The organism is Parafrankia sp. FMc2, from assembly GCF_041008525.1.
Lineage (GTDB): Bacteria > Actinomycetota > Actinomycetes > Frankiales > Frankiaceae > Parafrankia.
Genome location: NZ_JBFLUG010000058.1, coordinates 30,206 through 47,312 on the forward strand (window position 1 = coordinate 30,206; position 17,107 = coordinate 47,312).

15 protein-coding genes and 1 pseudogene are annotated in these 17,107 nt (G+C 71.8%); 9 read left to right on the forward strand and 7 right to left on the reverse strand.

Going from position 1 to position 17,107, the window contains the following annotated elements:
- The first annotated feature begins 5 nt into the window (after positions 1 to 5).
- Genes AB1460_RS20090 through AB1460_RS20100 form a run of 3 tightly spaced genes read left to right on the forward strand, consistent with a single transcriptional unit; the run spans position 6 to position 3,400 of the window.
- Positions 6 to 1,412, forward strand: coding sequence for a class I adenylate-forming enzyme family protein (locus AB1460_RS20090; RefSeq protein ID WP_368963230.1), 1,407 nt, complete (start codon positions 6 to 8; stop codon positions 1,410 to 1,412).
- Positions 1,390 to 2,325, forward strand: a complete 936-nt coding sequence (locus AB1460_RS20095) for an acyl-CoA dehydrogenase family protein (protein ID WP_368963231.1) — start codon at positions 1,390 to 1,392, stop codon at positions 2,323 to 2,325. Before AB1460_RS20090 ends, AB1460_RS20095 begins: the two co-directional genes overlap by 23 nt.
- On the forward strand, positions 2,312 to 3,400 hold the full coding sequence (locus tag AB1460_RS20100; protein WP_368963232.1) for an acyl-CoA dehydrogenase family protein: 1,089 nt from the start codon (positions 2,312 to 2,314) through the stop codon (positions 3,398 to 3,400). Before AB1460_RS20095 ends, AB1460_RS20100 begins: the two co-directional genes overlap by 14 nt.
- A 95-nt stretch (positions 3,401 to 3,495) precedes the next feature.
- On the opposite strand, the gene AB1460_RS20105 is transcribed toward AB1460_RS20100, so the two are convergent.
- The gene (locus AB1460_RS20105) at positions 3,496 to 4,260 is read right to left on the reverse strand and encodes an SDR family NAD(P)-dependent oxidoreductase (protein ID WP_368963233.1); all 765 of its coding nucleotides are present in this window, start codon (positions 4,258 to 4,260) and stop codon (positions 3,496 to 3,498) included.
- 203 nt (positions 4,261 to 4,463) lie between these two features.
- Between AB1460_RS20105 and meaB the strand changes: the two genes are divergently transcribed.
- A complete protein-coding gene (gene meaB, locus AB1460_RS20110) occupies positions 4,464 to 5,336 on the forward strand; it encodes a methylmalonyl Co-A mutase-associated GTPase MeaB (RefSeq protein WP_368963234.1) in 873 nt (290 codons plus the stop codon).
- On the opposite strand, the gene AB1460_RS20115 is transcribed toward meaB, so the two are convergent.
- On the reverse strand, positions 5,314 to 6,045 hold the full coding sequence (locus AB1460_RS20115; protein ID WP_368963250.1) for a TetR/AcrR family transcriptional regulator: 732 nt from the start codon (positions 6,043 to 6,045) through the stop codon (positions 5,314 to 5,316). The two genes, meaB and AB1460_RS20115, sit on opposite strands and share 23 nt — an antisense overlap.
- Positions 6,046 to 6,357: 312 nt before the next feature.
- Here AB1460_RS20115 and AB1460_RS20120 point away from each other — a divergent pair, with 312 nt between their 5' ends.
- The 5 genes from AB1460_RS20120 to AB1460_RS20140 all read left to right on the forward strand — a co-directional run bounded on the left by AB1460_RS20120 (position 6,358) and on the right by AB1460_RS20140 (position 11,310).
- Positions 6,358 to 7,356 (forward strand): acyl-CoA dehydrogenase family protein, encoded by a 999-nt coding sequence (locus AB1460_RS20120; protein WP_368963235.1) that lies wholly within the window; start codon positions 6,358 to 6,360, stop codon positions 7,354 to 7,356.
- On the forward strand, positions 7,340 to 8,515 hold the full coding sequence (locus tag AB1460_RS20125) for an acyl-CoA dehydrogenase family protein (RefSeq protein ID WP_368963236.1): 1,176 nt from the start codon (positions 7,340 to 7,342) through the stop codon (positions 8,513 to 8,515). The genes AB1460_RS20120 and AB1460_RS20125 overlap by 17 nt, the downstream gene beginning before the upstream one ends.
- A gap of 9 nt (positions 8,516 to 8,524) precedes the next feature.
- Positions 8,525 to 9,316, forward strand: a complete 792-nt coding sequence (locus AB1460_RS20130) for an enoyl-CoA hydratase (protein WP_368963237.1) — start codon at positions 8,525 to 8,527, stop codon at positions 9,314 to 9,316.
- Between the two features lie 185 nt (positions 9,317 to 9,501).
- A complete protein-coding gene (locus AB1460_RS20135; protein ID WP_368963239.1) occupies positions 9,502 to 10,728 on the forward strand; it encodes a CaiB/BaiF CoA transferase family protein in 1,227 nt (408 codons plus the stop codon).
- A gap of 171 nt (positions 10,729 to 10,899) precedes the next feature.
- On the forward strand, positions 10,900 to 11,310 hold the full coding sequence (locus AB1460_RS20140) for a hypothetical protein (protein WP_368963240.1): 411 nt from the start codon (positions 10,900 to 10,902) through the stop codon (positions 11,308 to 11,310).
- 21 nt (positions 11,311 to 11,331) lie between these two features.
- On the opposite strand, the gene AB1460_RS20145 is transcribed toward AB1460_RS20140, so the two are convergent.
- The 5 genes and pseudogenes from AB1460_RS20145 to AB1460_RS20165 form a co-directional block, all read right to left on the reverse strand.
- The gene (locus tag AB1460_RS20145) at positions 11,332 to 12,282 is read right to left on the reverse strand and encodes an NAD-dependent epimerase/dehydratase family protein (protein ID WP_368963242.1); all 951 of its coding nucleotides are present in this window, start codon (positions 12,280 to 12,282) and stop codon (positions 11,332 to 11,334) included.
- Between the two features lie 34 nt (positions 12,283 to 12,316).
- Positions 12,317 to 13,354: a hypothetical protein gene (locus AB1460_RS20150; RefSeq protein WP_368963243.1), complete on the reverse strand. Its 1,038-nt coding sequence runs from the start codon at positions 13,352 to 13,354 to the stop codon at positions 12,317 to 12,319.
- Entirely contained in the window at positions 13,351 to 16,098 is a 2,748-nt protein-coding gene (locus AB1460_RS20155) for a PEP/pyruvate-binding domain-containing protein (protein WP_368963245.1), read from the reverse strand. The genes AB1460_RS20150 and AB1460_RS20155 overlap by 4 nt, the downstream gene beginning before the upstream one ends.
- A 5-nt stretch (positions 16,099 to 16,103) precedes the next feature.
- On the reverse strand, positions 16,104 to 16,745 hold the full coding sequence (locus AB1460_RS20160) for a methyltransferase family protein (protein ID WP_368963247.1): 642 nt from the start codon (positions 16,743 to 16,745) through the stop codon (positions 16,104 to 16,106).
- A gap of 10 nt (positions 16,746 to 16,755) precedes the next feature.
- Positions 16,756 to 17,107 (reverse strand): annotated as a pseudogene (locus tag AB1460_RS20165) (hypothetical protein); the annotation flags it as partial.

Consider the following 17,107-nt stretch of genomic DNA (forward strand, 5'->3'; position numbering starts at 1 on the left):
CGCCAGTGAGTGACCGGACTGCGCTCGTCTTCGACGATCGGGAGTACAGCCTGGCACGGATCGAGGCGCTGACGGACGGGATGGCCACGGCGCTGGCGAAGCACGGGGTGCGGGCCGGTGAGCGGGTCGCGCTCATGGCCTCGAACCGGCCGGAGTTCGTTGTCGCGGTCCGGGCCGCCTGGCGGCTGGGAGCGGCCATCGTACTGCTCAGCCCGTCCTGGAAGAAGGCCGAGATCGAGCACGCGCTGGCCGTCACCGGAGCCGAGCGCGCGATCGGTGACCAGGAGGCACTCGGCGCCCTGCTGCCGATGTGGCACCTGGACGAGCCCTTCCCCGACGCCGGCGGCCCGTTCCCCGCCACCGACCCGGACGCCGACGCGCTGCTGGTCTTCAGCTCGGGCACGACCGGCCTGCCGAAGGCCGTCCGGCACACGGCCCGGTCCTTCGCCGCCGCCGTCGGCCACTGGCGCGGCGCGCTCGGCCTGACCGCCGCGGACCGGATCCAGATCACCACCCCGCCGTCGCACATCCTCGGCCTGCTCAACATCGTGACCGCGCTGGAGACCGGCGCCTGGCTGCGCCTGCACCGCCGGTTCGACCTGGAACTGATGCTGCGCGCGATCGAGCGCGACCGGATCACCGTGGAGATGGCGGTCGCGCCGATCGCGCTGGCGCTCGCCTCGCATCCCACGCTCGAGTCGTACGACCTGTCGTCCCTGCGGTACATCATGTGGGGCGCCACCCCGGTCACCGCGAGCGTCGCCGAGACGGTCACCCGGCGTGCCGGCGTCGGCTGGGTACCCGCCTACGGGGCCAGCGAGCTGCCGGTCATCACCTGCAGCCCGCTCGACGGCAGCGCACGGCTCGACAGCGTCGGGAAGGCGGTGCCCGGCGTCCGGCTGCGCGCGGTGTCGCTGGAGACCGGGGCGGTGCTCGGGCCGGGGGAGACCGGCGAGATCCAGGCCCGCGCCGACTCGCTGATGGCCGGCTACCTGCCCGCGGAGGCCACGGCCGAGGCGTTCGATGACGGCTGGTACCGCACCGGTGACGTCGGCAGCCTGGACGGTGACGGCTGGCTGCGGCTGACCGACCGGGTCCGGGAGATGGTCAAGGTCCGCGGGTTCCAGGTCGCCCCCGCGGAGGTCGAGGGAGTGCTGCACGCCCATCCCCTGGTGACCGACTGCGCGGTGTTCGGCATTCCCGACCCGGCCGACGGCGAGGCCCTGGTCGCCGCCGTCACGACCAGCGGGCCGGTCGAGGCGGCGGAGCTCGTCGCCTGGGTCGGCGAGCGGCTCGCCTCCTACAAGCGGCCCCGAGAGGTCATGTTCGTGGCCGACATCCCCCGCCTGCCCTCGGGCAAGGTACTGAGGCGATTGCTCAAGGAGAGTTATGGACGTACGTCTGACCACTGAGCAGCGCGAGCTGCGCACCGCGGCCGCCCGGCTGGCCGACGACCTCGGGCCGGGATCCGTCCTCGACCTTGACGACACCGAGCGGGTCGAACGCCTGGAGAAGGCGGTCGCCGCCACCGGCTGGCGGTCGCTGCGCACCGACGGCGCCTCCGGGGTCGAGGTCGCCCTCGTCGTCGAGGAGTTCGCGCGGGGCCTGGTGGACGTCCCGTTCCTCGGCCCGGTGCTGGCCGACGACCTGCGGGCGAAGCTCGGCACGGAGGGCGAGCCGACCGCGCTCGCCGTCGGCGAGGAGGCGGTGGACGCCCGCGGTCTGGGCACGGCCCTCGGCGTGCTCGGGACCAGCGCCGGCATCGCGGGTGCCGGGAGCGTCGGCATCGGCACCGCCGGGGTCGGTGAGCCGGTGTTCGGGATCGACCTCACCCGGACCAACGCCGCGGTCACCGGGGCGTTCGAGCCCGTCGGCGAGATCCCGGCGGAGGAGGTGCAGCGCTGGGAGGCGCTGGCCCTGGTCGTCACGACCGCGGACATCCTCGGCGCCGCCCGCGGTGCGTACGCGCTGGCCTGCGACTACGCCAAGGTGCGGTCCCAGTACGGCAAGACCATCGGCTCGTTCCAGGCCGTGGCCCACCTGCTCGCCGAGAGCCTGGCGCTGATCGAGGGCTCGGTCAGCGTCCTGCGGTACGCCGCCTGGGCCGTCGACGAGCTCAGCCCGGACGAGGCGCTGCGGGCCGGCAAGGTCGCGAAGGTCTACACCGAGCGCGCCGCGCGGACCATCTGCGAGACCTCGATCCAGGTGCACGGCGGTATCGGCAACACCTGGGAGTGCCTCGCCCACGTCTTCCTGCGTCGCGTGCTGACGTCCGGCGCGCTGCTGCCCGTCTCTCTGGAGGAGATCGATCTTGGACTTTCGTGATTCGCCGGAGGAGGCCGCCTTCCGCACGCGGCTGCAGGACTGGCTGGGCGAGAACGCGAAGAAGTTCCCGACCTCGGGGGACGAGTACTGGGCCAAGGCGGCCGAGTGGCACCAGGCGCTCCACGCCGGCGGGTTCTTCGGGACCTCGTGGCCGAAGGCGTACGGCGGGCAGGAGCTGCCCCCCGTCTACGACGTGATCGTCGACGAGGAGCTGGCCCGTGCCGGCGCCCCGGCCCGCCCGAGCCTCGGCTACCTGGTGATCGGCCTGGGCCGGCACGGCAGCGAGGAGCTGCGGCAGCGTTTCCTGCCTGGAATGATCAACGGGACGGAGCGCTGGTGCCAGGGGTTCAGCGAGCCCGGTGCCGGCTCCGACCTGGCCTCGCTGACCACCACGGCCACCCTGGAGGGTGACCACTACGTCCTGAACGGCCACAAGATCTGGACGAGCTACTCCGACGACGCCGACTGGTGCCTCGTGCTCGCCCGCACCAACCCGGACGTGCCGCGGCACAAGGGCATCTCCGGGTTCATCGTGAACATGCACCAGCCTGGCATCGAGCAGCGCCCGCTACCGATGATCAGCGGGGTGACCAAGGAGTTCGGCCAGGTCCTGTTCGACGGGGCGACGGTGCCGGCCGACCAGATGGTCGGCGCGCCCGGCGAGGGCTGGAAGCTGGCCATGACGGTCGTCAGCCACGAGCGGGAGCCCTCCACCCTGGGGTTCACCGCACGGTACGGCAAGACCGTGCGCAACCTGGTCGCGCGCCTCGACGGGGAACCGTCCGAGTCGCTGCGGTGGGCCTCCGTGCAGACCGAGATGCTCCGCCTGCACGTACGGCGCCGGCTGTCCGAGCAGCTCGACGGGCTCAGCCACGGCCCGGACGGCTCGCTGGACAAGCTGCTGATGACCTGGGTCGAGCAGTCGGTGGGTCACGCCTCGCTGGACGCGGGGGGCACCCGCGACCCCGAGCTGCTGGGCACCTACCTGTACAGCCGGTCCCAGAGCGTCATGGGCGGGACGTCGCAGATCCAGAAGAACATCATCGCTACCCGGATCATCGGGCTGGAGGCCTGACAGGCCTGACAGGCTGACCGCGCCGGCCGGGGCCCCGGTGTCACACCGGGACCCCGGCCGGGCCGTGGGCTGGCGGAACCTGCTGCTGCCGGAACCTACTTCGGCGGGAAGCGCAGGGCGCCGTCGAGGCGGATGACCTCGCCGTTGAGGTAGTCGTTGACGATGAGCTGCTCAGCGAGCAGCGCGTACTCGGGGGACTGCCCCATGCGCTTCGGGAAGGGGATCTGCGGGCCCCAGTAGGCCTCCAGCTTGTCGCCGGCCTTGCCGTAGGCAGGCGTCAGGATGGTGCCCGGAGCGATCGCGTTGACCCGGATGCCCAGCGGCGACAGGTCACGCGCGGCGACCAGCGTCATGGAGATGACGCCGCCCTTGGCGGCGGCGTAGGCGATCTGGCCGATCTGGCCCTCGAAGCCGGCGATCGACGCGGTGTTGACGATGACGCCCCGGGTGCCGTCCTCGAGGGGCTCCTCCTGGGCGATGGCGGCCGCGGCCAGCCGGGTCACGTTGAACACCGAGGTGAGGTAGTACGTGATGGTCGTCTGGAAGGTGTCCAGGCTGTGCGGCGAGCCGTCCTTGCCGACGAGGCGGCCGCCGCCGGCCGGGCCACCGTGGGTGTCGACCGAGATCCGCAGCGGGCCCAGGGTCTTCGCCTCGGCGATCGCGGCGAGGATGTCCTCCTCGGAGGTGGCGTCCACGTGGACGTAGCTGATGCCCAGCTCGGCCTCGAGCGCCTTGCCCTTCTCGTCCGCGACGTCGGCGACGACGACCTTCGCGCCCGCGGCGTGGAGACGACGGACGGTGGCCTCACCGAGGCCGCCGGTACCACCGACGACGAGGGCGGAGTTTCCGCTGATCTGCATTAACGTTTCCCTCTCTTGCTAGTCATGCTCTCGATCTGGAACACTAACATTCTCATGAATGCGATCCCGATCAATAGAGCGGTGCCTTACGGCAGTTGTCGTTCCCGGTTCTCGCGGGACTGCGTCGCGACGGGGCCGTTGATGCGGCCGACGGTCCGGCCGCGCGCGGCGGGTTCGTGCCCCGGCCGGGTCGGCGCAGCCCGATGACCATTCTGGAGACTGTGGCCGCCGCGCGCGCAGGTTCACTGCGCGCGGTCGGCCGGTTGCTCACGATGGTCGAGGGCTCCGGGCGTGACGAGCTTCTCGCGGTGCTGGAACCGGCGCCGATCCGGGTACTGGGGGTGACCGGCCCGCCTGGCGCCGGGAAGTCGACCACGATCGGCGCCCTGGTCGGGGCCTACCGGGAGCGCGGGCTGCGGGTGGCGGTGCTCGCCGTCGACCCGTCCTCGCCCTACTCCGGCGGGGCGCTGCTCGGCGACCGGATCCGGATGGCCGCGCACACCACCGACACGGGTGTTCTGATCCGCTCGCTGGCGGCCCGCGGCCACCTGGGCGGGCTGTCCGCGGCGGTGCCCGCCGCCGTCCGGGTCCTCGCCGCGCTGTCCTACGACCTGGTACTGCTGGAGACCGTCGGGGTCGGCCAGTCCGAGATCGAGATCGCCGCGGTCGCCGACCCCACGCTGGTCGTGCTGACACCCGGCGCCGGCGACGCCGTCCAGGCGGCCAAGGCGGGCCTGCTGGAGGTCGCCGACATCATCGTCGTGAACAAGGCCGACCGCGAGGGCGCCGACCAGACCGTCCGCGACCTGCACCAGGAGATCGACGTCCCCGTCCTGACCCTCGTCGCGTCGAAGGGGGAGGGGATCGCCGCCCTGGCCGAGGCGATCGACGCCCACCACCGCGCCGACACGCCGGCCAGGCGCACGGCCCGGGCGCACGCCCAGATCCTGTCGCTGGCGCAGACCCGCCTGCGCGAGCACCCCGATCTGGCCGGCCTCGCCGACGAGGTGGCCGCCGGCCGGCGCGACCCCTACTCGGCGGCCGAGCTTCTGGTCAGGACGTCGCGGAGCCGTTAGACGTCGCGGAGCCGTTGGCGGAGTTGTTCGCCGTTCCGTTGAAGCCGGTCAGGCAGAATGCCCAGACCTCGTCGGCGGTGATCGGGTGGGCATGCTCACCCGCGGCGACACCGTTTGACTGCGAAAGGAACATCGCGGTCTGCATCACCATTGCCGCCGCGCGGCGCGGCCGGAGATCAGGACGGAGCTGACCGCTCGCCGCCGCCCGGGTCATCATTTCGGTGATCACGGCGAGCAGCGGGGCGTGTGCCACCTTCACCTCGGCCGGATGCGAGATCAGCAGCTGCGGCGCGAAGTCGGTGAACAGCGGCCGGCGCTGCCGGGCCTGATCGGAATGGCTCTGCTCGAACAGGAGGCGGACGGCGATGCGCAGCTGGATCAGTGGGTCGGGCTCGTCGGCGGCGGCCTCGCTGATCTCCTCGGCCGACTCGCTGAGCGCGTTCTCGAACAATGCGAGCAGCAGCTCGTGCTTGCCGCTGAAGTGCTGGTAGAAGCTACGCAGCGACTGGCGCGACCGGTCCACGACCTCCTGTACTGTCAGGTCGAGCGAGCCCTTCTCCGCGATGATCGCCTGGGCCGCGTCCAGGAACTGGACGACGCGCTGCTCGGCGCGGAGCTTGGCGGCCCGCGTGGAGCGCTCGACGGCGCGCTGCTTCCAGGCCGGCTCTTCCTTAGGCATGGTCACGGGCAGCTCCGTCTTCTGGGCCATGTTCAGAACGTACTGCACTGCTGCCGGTACATCCCGCCAACCGTGGTGGTAGGCCACACATACTGGCTACGAGACCGTGGTTTCGGTCGGCGAGAATGGTATTCTCGCACCAGTTCGCCCCGAACGGCTACAGGCGGGTCGGACCTTACCTGGAACCTGCAAACCGACTCTGGGATGTTGGGAACGTCGGCGGGGGCCGTCGGTCCCGGGCCGCGCCCGACCCGCCGCGGGTGGGCGCACGTCCAGGTGCGGTACACGACGGGGTGCATCTACCGCGAGGAGCCGATGTGACGTTCTTCCGAGGAGCCGGGCATGCTCTTTGAGTTCGACTCCGACCAGCGGCTGTGGCAGAAGACCGCCCGGGAGGTCCTGACCCGGGAGTGCCCGCCGGAGCTGGTCCGCGCGGTCGCCGACGACGGTGCCGACCCCGCCCCGCTGTGGCGCACCTACACCGGCCTCGGCTGGACGGAGCTGGTGGAGCCCAGTGAGGCCGTCGAGCTGGCCATCCTCCTCGAGGAGCTCGGCCGCGCCGTCGACCCCACCCCCTTCCTCGCGACGACCACCTGGTTCGCGCCGCTCGCGCCCGGTGTCGCCGAGCCCGGGCAGACCGGCTCCGCCGTGCTGGACGGCGTCACCGCCCACCGCGACCGCGACGGCTGGGTCCTGCACGGCTCGGCGCGTCACGTCCTGGACGGCGACCGCGCCGACTGGCTGGCGGTGGTCACCGAGGCCGGCGTCTTCGCCATCCCCGGCTCCGAGGCCGTCGTGACCAGGCTGCCGGTCTTCGACCCCACCCTGCACGTCGCCAGTGTCACGCTGCCCGGCGTCCGGGTCGCCGCCGACGCGCGGCTGGCCGTCGACCCGCGCCCGGCGCGGGACCTGGCCCTCACCGGGCTCGCGCTCACCATCGTCGGCGCCTGCCGCCGCATCCTGGACCTCACGCTCGACCACATCCGCGCCCGCGAGCAGTTCGGCGCGCCGATCGGCTCCTTCCAGGCCGTCAAGCACAAGGCCGTCGACATGCACGTCGCGCTCGAGCGGGCCCGCGCCCTGGCCTACTTCGGTGCGCTGACGATCGCGGCCGACGACCCGCGGCGCCGCCGCGCCGCGTCGATGGCGAAGGCGGCGGCCGGTGAATGCCAGTCCGTCGTCGTCCGCAACGGTCTGCAGCTGTTCGGCGGCATGGGCTTCACCTGGGAGAACGACCTGCAGTTCGCGCTCAAGCGGGCGGTGGCGGGCGAGCTGCTGCTCGGCGGGGCCGCCGAACACCGGGCACTGATCGCCGAGGAGTACCGTGCAGCTCACATTTGACGCCGACGTCGAGAGCTTCCGCGCCGAGTTCGCGGCCTTCCTCGACGCGAACCTGCCCACCGAGGCCGAGACCACCGAGCGTGCCTACTCCAGCGCCCACGTGCCCGACTGGGCCCGGCGCTGGCAGCGGCTGCTGTTCGACTCCGGCTGGCTGCTCCCCGGCAACACCCCCGAGTTCGGCGGGCGGGGCGCCTCCATCGTCGAGCAGTACGTGCACCTGGAGGAGCTCAGCCGGCGGCGGATCTACCACAGCTTCAACCCGCAGGGCCTCGGCATCATCGCCGCCTCGCTGCTCTCCTTCGGCTCCGAGGAGCAGAAGCGCCGCTGGGCGGTGCCGATCCTGCGCGCCGAGATCACCGCGGCGCTCGGGATGAGTGAGCCCGGCGCCGGGTCCGACCTCGCCTCGCTGCGCACCCGCGCCGTCCTCGACGGGGACCACTTCGTCGTCAACGGCCAGAAGATCTGGACGTCCGGCGCGCACGACGCCGACGTCCTGCTGACCTTCGTGCGGACCGACCCGGACGCGCCGAAGCACAAGGGGATCAGCGTGCTGCTGATCCCGACCGACACCCCCGGGGTGACCCGCCGGCCGTTCGGCTCGGTGGTCGACCGTGATGACGTCGACTTCAACGAGGTCTTCTTCGACGACGTCCGGGTGCCCGCCGAGAACCTCGTCGGCGCGCTCAACAACGGCTGGCACGTCGCCAACGGCTCGCTCGGGCACGAGCGCACCCTGCTGTGGCTGAGCTTCGCCGAACGGCTCGAGGACCTCGCCCGCGACTTCCACCCGAGCGACGTCCTCGGCGCCGACGCCTACGCCCGCCTCGTCATGGACCTGCAGGCGCTGCGCCTGCTCGGCTCGGCGGCGCTGGCCCGCGCCGCGCGCGGCGAGCAGGACGTCGCCGCGCTGTCGGTGCTGAAGCTGCTCGGCTCGGAGGCGGTGCAGAAGGCCTCGGAGCAGGCGATGGAATCCGCCGGGGCGGACGCACTGGTCCATCCGGTGGTGGCCGCGCCGTACGCTCACCTGAGCCTCGAGGCCTTCTCGTCCGGGTGGTTCGAGCGCTACCTGCGCTCCTTCTCCGGGACCATCGCGGGAGGCACCTCGGAGATCCAGCGCACGATCATCGCCGAGCGGGTGCTCGGACTGCCCCGGAGCTGAGGAGCTGGTGTGTACATCGACTACGACGTCGCCGACCGGATCGCGACGATTACTCTCAACCGTCCTGAAGCGGCGAACGCCCAGAACGCGGAGCTCCTCGAGGAGCTCGACCAGGCCTGGACGCGTGCTGCCACCGACAACGACGTCGCCGTCATCATCCTGCGGGCCGAGGGGAAGCACTTCTCGGCGGGCCACGACCTGAAGTCGAACGAGCCCGTCCCCGAGAAGATCACCCTGGAGGACATCTACCGGATCGAGGCGCGCCGCTACCTCGAGTTCTCGCTGCGGTGGCGCAACGTCCCGAAGCCGTCCATCGCCGCGGTACAGGGCCGGTGCATCGCCGGCGGGCTGCTGCTCGCCTGGCCGTGTGACCTCATCATCGCGGCGGACGACGCGCTGTTCTCCGACCCCGTCGTGGCCATGGGCATCGGCGGCGTCGAGTACCACGGCCACACCTGGGAGCTCGGGCCGCGCAAGGCCAAGGAGATCCTGTTCACCGGCCGGGCCGTGACCGCGACCGAGGCCGAGCAGGTCGGCATGGTGAACCGGGTCGTGCCCCGCGCGGAGCTGGACACGCAGGTCCGCGCGCTCGCCGAGCACATCGCCACGATGCCGAGCTTCGGGCTGCGCCAGGCCAAGCGCGCGGTCAACCAGACGCTGGACGTCCAGGGCTTCTACGCGGCGATCCAGTCCGTGTTCGAGATCCACCAGACCGGGCACGGCAACGCGCTGAGCGTCGGCGGGTGGCCGGTGCTGGTCAACCTCGACCAGATGAAGACGGCGATCAAGAAGGCCGACTAGCCGCCCGGGACCGCGTCCACAGCTCCAGCCCCGGGCCGTCCCCCGCAGGGGGGTTGCTGGCCGCCAGGGTTTCCCCACGCGTCCCATCGCACGGGCTGCCGGGCAGGGTCTCCGTCCCGGCCGGCAGCCCGTGCGTCCGCCAGGCGTCATCCGGACGCTGCTGGCTCAGCCCGTAGGAGGCCGCCATGACCGCAACAGACGAGCGGGAACGTCACGGGGCGACGGGAGGCGGCCGGCGCCCGATGGAGGGACTGCTGGTCGTCGGACTGGAGCAGGCCGTCGCCGCTCCGATCGCCACCCGCCACCTGGCCGACATGGGCGCCCGGGTGGTGAAGGTCGAGAACCCCCGCGGGGGTGACTTCGCCCGCCACTACGACGAGGCTCTGAACGGCATGGCGGCCCACTTCGTCTGGTGCAACCGCGGCAAGGAGTCGCTCGCCCTCAACTGGACGGACCCCCGCGGCGCCGAGGCGCTGGAACGCCTGCTCAGCCGCGCCGACGTCCTCATCCAGAACCTGGCGCCCGGCGCGGCGAGCCGGCGTGGCCTGGCCGCCGAGCAGGTCACCGCGCGCCACCCGCGGCTCGTCGCGGTCGACATCTCCGGCTACGGCGAGGGCGGCCCGCTCTCCCACAAGCGCGCCTACGACCTGCTGGTGCAGTCCGAGGGCGGTTCCTGCGCGATCACCGGCGAGCCCGGGCGGCCGGCGAAGGCCGGCATCCCGATCATCGACCTCGCGACCGGCATGTACGCCCTGTCCTCAATCCTCGCCGCCCTCTACGCCCGGCGGGAGACCGGGCGTGGCTCGGCGATCGCGGTCAGCCTCTTCGACGTCGTCACCGAGTGGATGGGCTACCCGCTCAACTTCACCATGGGCACCGGCATCGAGCAGGAGCCGGCCGGCGTCGGCTCGCCCGCCGTCGCACCCTACGGGGCGTACCCGACGGCCGACGGGCAGACCGTCGTTCTCGGCACCACGAACGACGGCGAGTGGCAGCGGCTGGCCCGGCAGGTCCTCGGCCGTCCTGACCTGGCCGACGACCCGGCCTACGCCGGCAACGCCGACCGGGTCCGCGAGCGCACCCAGCTGGACACCGTGATCTCGGCCTGGTCGAAGAGCCTCACCCTGGCGCAGGCACAGGAGATCCTCGACGAGGCGGGGCTCGGCAACGCCCGCCTCAACAGTGTCCAGGAGGTCCTCGACCACCCGCACCTCGTCGCCCGGGACCGCTGGCAGGACGTGGCCACCCCCACCGGCACCGTGCGCGCACTGCTCCCGCCGCCGATCGCGGCCGAGTGGTCCCCGCCGATGGGCGCGGTGCCCGCGCTCGGGGAGCACACCGACGCCGTCCTGGCCGAGCTCGGATACTCGGCGGACGAGATCGTCGCCCTCCGTGCCGACAAGGTGGTTTGACGGCGCGTCCATTGGCGGTGGAAGTCCCTCCGCCGCCATTTCCGAGTGGCCCGGTCGACATCACCCGCGGAATCGCACGGTCGAGACCTCGTTTGCGCTGCCCCGACCATCCCAGTAGTCTTGATCTCAAGAAACATTTGGGAGTGTAGGGCGTGGGAGAAGGTGGCGGTCGTGGTGCGTGAGGTTATTTCGCTTGTTAATGTCTGGTGCGACAATGCGGGGCGTCACGACAAGGACCAGGTAGCGGCGACGAGGACGGCTGCGCTCGCCTACGACGGGCGATTCGTGCGGCTGGACCTGTGTGACGAGTGCTGCGACGAGATGGCGTCCGTTCTCGGTGAGTACGCCGGATACGGCGAGGCCACTCCCATCTCCCGCGCGGCGAAGATTGACACCGCCTGGACGGAGGTGGAGAAGAACGATGCCGTGTCGGCTTCTCCTCCTCCGCCGAAGCGGGCAGCCGCCAGGCGCGCGCCCGCCGGGTCGGCCAGGGAGCGTCGCCAGCGGGAGACCGCGGGCGCGGGCGAGGTGGCCGGAGACGAGGCCGGAGCGCTCGCTGTCTCGGGCTCGCCGTCCCCGTAGGGGCCGTGAGCCCCTGCCCGCCTAGGCAGCCTCCCCGGTCAGCTGGGGCAGGTACCAGTCCCGGTAGGAGGCGACCAGGCTCGCCGGGGCCGGGCCCGGCCCCGGGTTCGCGCCGAGCGCGCTCCACAGGCGGGTGGTGTCGAACCAGCGGGTCTCACCGAAGAGGCGAAGCGCCTGCGCGCCGATGCCGTCGGGGAGCAGGGCCAGGGCCTCGGCGCGGCTGACCCGGGCGGCCGCCGGCGGAAGCGGTTGCCCGAGGCTCTCGGCCAGCGCGATCATCAGATCTCGCACCCGGGCCGGTTCGGGGTGGTCGGCGTGGTACACCGTGCCCGGTTCGAGATCCCGCTCGCCGGTGGCGACGTCGGCCAGCACCGCGGCGAGCTGGTCCACCGTCGTGCAGGACAGCAGCGCCTCACCACCGTCGATCCACGCATCCAGGTACCGGGTCAGCTGCCAGAGACTGGGCAGGAACCAGACGTCACCGGCGCCCATGATGTACATGGGGCGAAGCACCGTCCCACCGGCGGCGAGCACCTCGCCCTCCGCCGCCAGCCGCGTCCGGCTGGTCGGTGATACCGGCACGGGTCGCTGGTCCTCCGTGACCCGGAGATGAGGGCCGTCACCGTGCACAGCCGCGGTACTGACATGCAGGACGCGGCGCACTCCCGCCTCGCGCGCCTGTCGCATCAGTTCCGCCGTGCCGCGGTGGTTCACCGCCTCGCAGGCGTCCTCGTCGCCACCGATCAGGACGGCCGCGTGCACCACCGTGTCGATCCCGTCGCACAGCCCCCGCAGGCTGTCCGGATCCGCCAGGTCGGCCTGGACGCACGTGAGGCGCGTACCGGGGGTGGCGGGTGGCCGGCGGTGGGTGACGGCCCGCACCTGCCCGGCCCATCCTCGCCGGACCAGTTCGCGGGCCACGGCACCGCCGATGAACCCGCCGGCGCCGGTGAGCAGGATTCTCTTCTCCACGCGTCTTTCTCCCCTCGTGGTCACCAGCTCGTGGTCACCAGGCGATGTCGATCGTCCCGACGGCCAGGCTCTGGACGGTCAGGCCCAGGTAGAACCAGGCCAGGAACCCCATCCCCAGTGCCGCCGGCCAGACCGTCGTGCCGGCGGCCCGAAAGCGGCGCGCACCCATCCACACGAAACCGAGGGCGGTGAGCGGCAGCCAGGCCGTCGGCAGTGCCGGTCCGGAGACCTCCCACGGCCGCAGGACCACCAGGTCGATCAGCACCGCCGCGAGGGCCATCCCGACGGTCAGGGCGGCGGCGCCCCGGGCACCCACGACGTTGGAGTAGAGGTGCGCGCCCGGCACCGGCGCCCGGCTGGTCTTCCGGGCGAACTCGACGTGCAGGAACACGCCGGCGACCATCGCGATCAGGGCCGGGGCCGACCAGTGCGGTCCCGTGCCCGTCTCGTCCAGGAAGAAGAGCCAGATCTGGACGCTGAGCATGAGCTGGACGGGATAGCTGACCAACAGGTTCAGGAAAAGGCCGTCGCGTACGCGGGTCGAGAGGCGGTCCAGCGGCACCAGAAGGCAGATATAGCCCAGATCGACGACGAGAAGCACTGTCGCGGCCGGGTGCGACCAGGCGTTGAGGGCGAGGACCAGAACCACGACGGCCGCCATGGCGATCCGCAGCTCCAGAACGCTGACGGCGCCGCGGGGCAGTGGCCGTCCCGGATTGTGCACCCGGTCGTACTCGAGGTCCTTCTGCTCGTCCACGATCCGGCCGAACAGCAGCATCAGCCAGACGGTGGCGACCTCGGCCGCCAGCGACAGGTCGAGCCGCCAGGCCGGTGCGTCGGGCGTGGCGAGATGCAGCGCGCCGGAGAGCGCCAGCACCCACAGCACCGCATAGGTCAGGTACACCCGCAGGGGAGAGCGTTCGTGGACGAACGCCAGGAGGCGTCCGGCCGCGCTCGTCCGGGTGTCGCCCGCGAGCCTGTCGGCCCTGCGGCCGTCCTCCGCGAGGCCGTCGCGCGCGAGGCCGTCGCGCGCCAGGCCGTCGCGCGCGAGGCCGGTGGCCGGGCCGCTCACCCCGCCCCCTCCAGGACGACCACGGTCCCGGCGGCGCCGTCCATCTCGACGAGCGCCCCGTCGGGGATGCGGGTGGTGGCGTGCGGCAACGACACGATGGTGGGGATGCCGAACGTGCGGCCGGTGATCGCCGTGTGCGAGAGCATCGTGCCCCGCTCGACGATGATCCCCCGGGCGGACAGCATCAGGAACAGCCAGCCGGGATCGGTCTCCCGGGCGACCAGGATCTTCCCCTCGTCCGCGGCTCCCACCTGGTGCGGGTCGAGGACCAGCTTGACGACGCCCCGGACCTTGCCGCCGCTCGAGCCCAGGCCGCGCAGCTCGCGGTCGTCCGGTCCGCGTGCGGCGGGCGACGGCAGCATGTCGCGGACGGCGCCGACCGTCGCGAACAGCATGGGCAGCTCGGCCTGCTCGCGGTCGCTCTCGGCCCGGCGCACGGCGACCAGCCCGCGCAGGTCCTGCGTGACCCCGGTCCCGTCGAAGAAGCCGAAGACCTCGTCCTGGGTGAGGTGGAAGACGTCGTCGGTCGTGTCCAGCACGCCCCGGTCGGCCAGCGCCCGGCCCAGCGCGACGAAGGTCTCCTTCGCGAGACCGAACAGCTCACTGCGGCAGTACCGGGAGTTCTCGCGGAAGTAGATGTACTGCCGCTGCCGCGCGAGCAGGTACCGCAGGGCCCGGAGCTGGACGGGCCGCCCGGCCAGGTGCCCGGCCAGCGTCCGTTCGGCCTCGGCCCGGGTGCGGCGTTCCCGGCCGCGCAGCTCGTCCACCGTCATGCCCGCCCGCGCGTAGTCGGCGAGCTGGCGCAGGAACTCGGCCGGGCGGGTCCGGGGGTTGGGCTGTTCCAGCTTGAGCTCCTCCAGGCCCCGGTCGCCGTAGCGGTCGAGGTGCCGGCTGATCCGGCGGTGCAGGTCCTCGCCGTCCGCGCCGTACCCGCCGGCCGTCAGGGTCTCCCACACCTCGTCGACGGGTTTGTGTTCCAGGTCCTCGAGCAGGTCGGGGGTGGCGCGCAGTCGCTCCGCGCAGGCGACCGCGGAGATCAGGATAGTGACGCTGCGGTTCTCCTCGCCGCCGCAGAGGAGGTCACTGAGCAGGCCCTGCTCCGCGGCCGGGAGCCAGCCGCGGAAGCGCCCCGCCGCCACCCCGGCTGTCACGGTGAGCATCACGTCGTTGAGGAGCGTCACCCCCCACTGCTCGCCGACCTCCCGCCACAGCGCGCGGAACTGTCGCACCAGCTGCAGCGGCTGCGGATCCGTGAGCGCCGTGGCGCGGTAGCGGGTGTGGGCGCCGGCCCACCACGTCTCGAACCGTTCCATGCTCCGGGCGTGCCGGACGGCAGCACCCAGGACCCGGGCCGCCGACGAGGCCAGCTCCGGCAGGTGGGCGGCGCTCAGATCAAGCCGGTCGTGGTGCGCGTCCGGGCTGGAGGTCTCCAGGCCCATCATGCGCTCCCACGGCCGCCGCCACAGCGCGAAGTGCGGGGCCTGGCGATGCAGCCGGTACCAGGAGTCCAGCGCGTAGTAGACCCGGTTGTCGAACAGGCCGATCATGCCCGTGAGGTCGTCACCGTGCCGGTCGAGGGAGGCGGCCGGGACGCCCATCCGCCGGTACACGTCGCGGAAGATCGCCTGGTAGAAGTACTGGGCGAACGAGTATGTCAGCGCGGTGGTGGTTCCGGAGAAGCTCTCGGTGATGTTGGCGTTGCTCCAGATCCGCTGGTGCTCCCAGTCGAGCACCACCGGCCGGGCCTGGAGCAGGTGCACCACCCCGTCCCCGGTGACGGTGCCCTCGATGTCCTGCGGACGTCCGAACAGCTCCTCGACCTGGGATCCGAGGCGGAGAACCTCCTGGATCCGGGCGTCGCTGAGGGCGGGGAGATCCCGCTCCTCCTCCGGCACGGGCAGCGGCACCGGACCCGCGCCGGGGCCGTCCGGGCCGAGGCCCATCCGCCGCTCCTTGCGCACCACCTCCGACCGGATCTCGCCGCTGGCGCCGTCGACGAAGAAGTGGTCGACCGCCACGCGCTCCTGCACGACGCCCTCGCCGATGCCGAGGCCCGCCGCGAGGACGGGGTTGCGCAGCCCGGTCTGGGGATCGCAGGTGAAGAGCACGAACGAACGCTCACCGAGGACCATCCGCTGCACCCCGACGCTCACCGCGAACGCCGTCGGGCTGTCGCCGCGCGCGTGCCGGTAGAGCATCGCGTCGGCGTTGAACCCGGACGCCCAGCACTGCCGGACCCGGTCCAGGAGATGCTCCCTCGGGACGTAGAGGAAGCTGTCGCTGATGCCGGCGAAGGCGTCGTCGGCGGAGTCCTCCGTGCCGGCGCCGGCACGGCCCACCATCGAGGCGCGTACCGCCACGGTGCCGTCCCGCCCGAAGCTGTCCTCGAAGGCGCGCAGCAGGGCGTCCGGCAGGCCCGCGGGCAGCGGTGCGCCGAGGACCGCCTGGCGCAGCACCTCCGCCTGTTCGGACAGCCGCGCCCGGTCGGTGACGTCGAGGTGGCGCACGGCGCCCTCGATCTCCTGGCGCAGTGGTTCCACCACCGCCGTGAAGGCGGCGGCCGAGAGACAGAAGAACGGGGGAACGGGCAGACCCGCACGGGCCATCCGAGCCTGCCGGGCGAACTTGGGCCCGACGTCCGCCTCCCGGAGCAGGTGCTCCCCTCTGGTCAGGACGAAGCGGGCCGGTCCCGACCCGGCCGGTCCGGATCTGGTCGGTCCCTTTGTCCGCGGGATCGAGCGCATGTCAGTCACCACACATGGGGGATCAGGCGACGGCGTCCCGAGGCGTACTCCGGGTACCCGTCGATGGCGAAGAGGAGACGTTCCTCGATCAGGATGCGGACGATGATCGACGGGATGAGCAGGACGACCAGCGCGGCGACGCTGAGCGGATTGAGGAAGAAGAGCACGAAGCCGGTGTTCGCCAGGATCATGCCCGCGTACGCCGGATGGCGTATCCACCTGTACACACCGCCCTGCACGACCTCGTGGTCGCCGAGGGCTCGAACGCTGTGCGAGTAGAACCGCCCGAGGCTGTGGATGGCCACCAGTCGCAGGGTTATGCCACCGAGGAACAGCAGCGTGGTCGCCAGCATCCAGAGGTGCAGGTCGTGCCGGTCGTTCGCGCCGAAGGTGGCGCCGATGACCGTGACGGCCCGAGCCGTCCCGTAGAACTGGAGTGTCCCGCGGTCCGTCGGCCGCTCGTCCTGCTGCGAACTGCTCACCGTTGTCCGGCTCTCCAGCACAATCCAGCACAGGTGGATGAGGTAGAGGGCCGCGGCCAGGCGGTGCGCCGGTTCGTCCCACTGCAGCAGCTCCCGCACGATCGCGTAGACCAGCGCCGGCGCCGCGAGAATCATGAGCAGCAGCGGAAACCTTCGCGCGAGCATCAGCACCACGTCAGCTCGGCCGCGCGGACAGATTCGCCACGGTCTCCTGGACGGCTCGTGTCGCCTGCATACGCTCCGCGCGTTCGAGCGTCCTCTCCCGGTAGGCGGCGAACTCCATGGTGCTGACCACCGTCACCCGGCCGCCCTGGTAGAGGGAGACCGTCGCCTGGAAGCGCGACTGCGTCGGCCGGTGCCTGCCAGCCTGGCTGATCTCGCATTCGAGCAGCACGGGCAACGGAAAGAGAAATCCCCGGAACTCGGTGTTGCAGCTGTGCACGACCCACTGGTACCCCTGGCTCTTATACACATCACCGAGCCCACGAACCCAGAGCGGAACTAGTATGCCGTCCTCCCCTTGACAA

What these genes read in the sequence shown, in the direction of transcription:
- AB1460_RS20105 (WP_368963233.1), bottom strand. Translation starts at nt 4,260, where the DNA reads ATGCAGATCAGCGGAAACTCCGCCCTCGTCGTCGGTGGTACCGGCGGC.
- AB1460_RS20095 (WP_368963231.1), top strand. Translation starts at nt 1,390, where the DNA reads ATGGACGTACGTCTGACCACTGAGCAGCGCGAGCTGCGCACCGCGGCC.
- meaB (WP_368963234.1), top strand. Translation starts at nt 4,464, where the DNA reads ATGACCATTCTGGAGACTGTGGCCGCCGCGCGCGCAGGTTCACTGCGC.
- AB1460_RS20155 (WP_368963245.1), bottom strand. Translation starts at nt 16,098, where the DNA reads ATGCGCTCGATCCCGCGGACAAAGGGACCGACCAGATCCGGACCGGCC.
- AB1460_RS20135 (WP_368963239.1), top strand. Translation starts at nt 9,502, where the DNA reads ATGACCGCAACAGACGAGCGGGAACGTCACGGGGCGACGGGAGGCGGC.
- AB1460_RS20160 (WP_368963247.1), bottom strand. Translation starts at nt 16,745, where the DNA reads ATGCTCGCGCGAAGGTTTCCGCTGCTGCTCATGATTCTCGCGGCGCCG.
- AB1460_RS20115 (WP_368963250.1), bottom strand. Translation starts at nt 6,045, where the DNA reads ATGGCCCAGAAGACGGAGCTGCCCGTGACCATGCCTAAGGAAGAGCCG.
- AB1460_RS20120 (WP_368963235.1), top strand. Translation starts at nt 6,358, where the DNA reads ATGCTCTTTGAGTTCGACTCCGACCAGCGGCTGTGGCAGAAGACCGCC.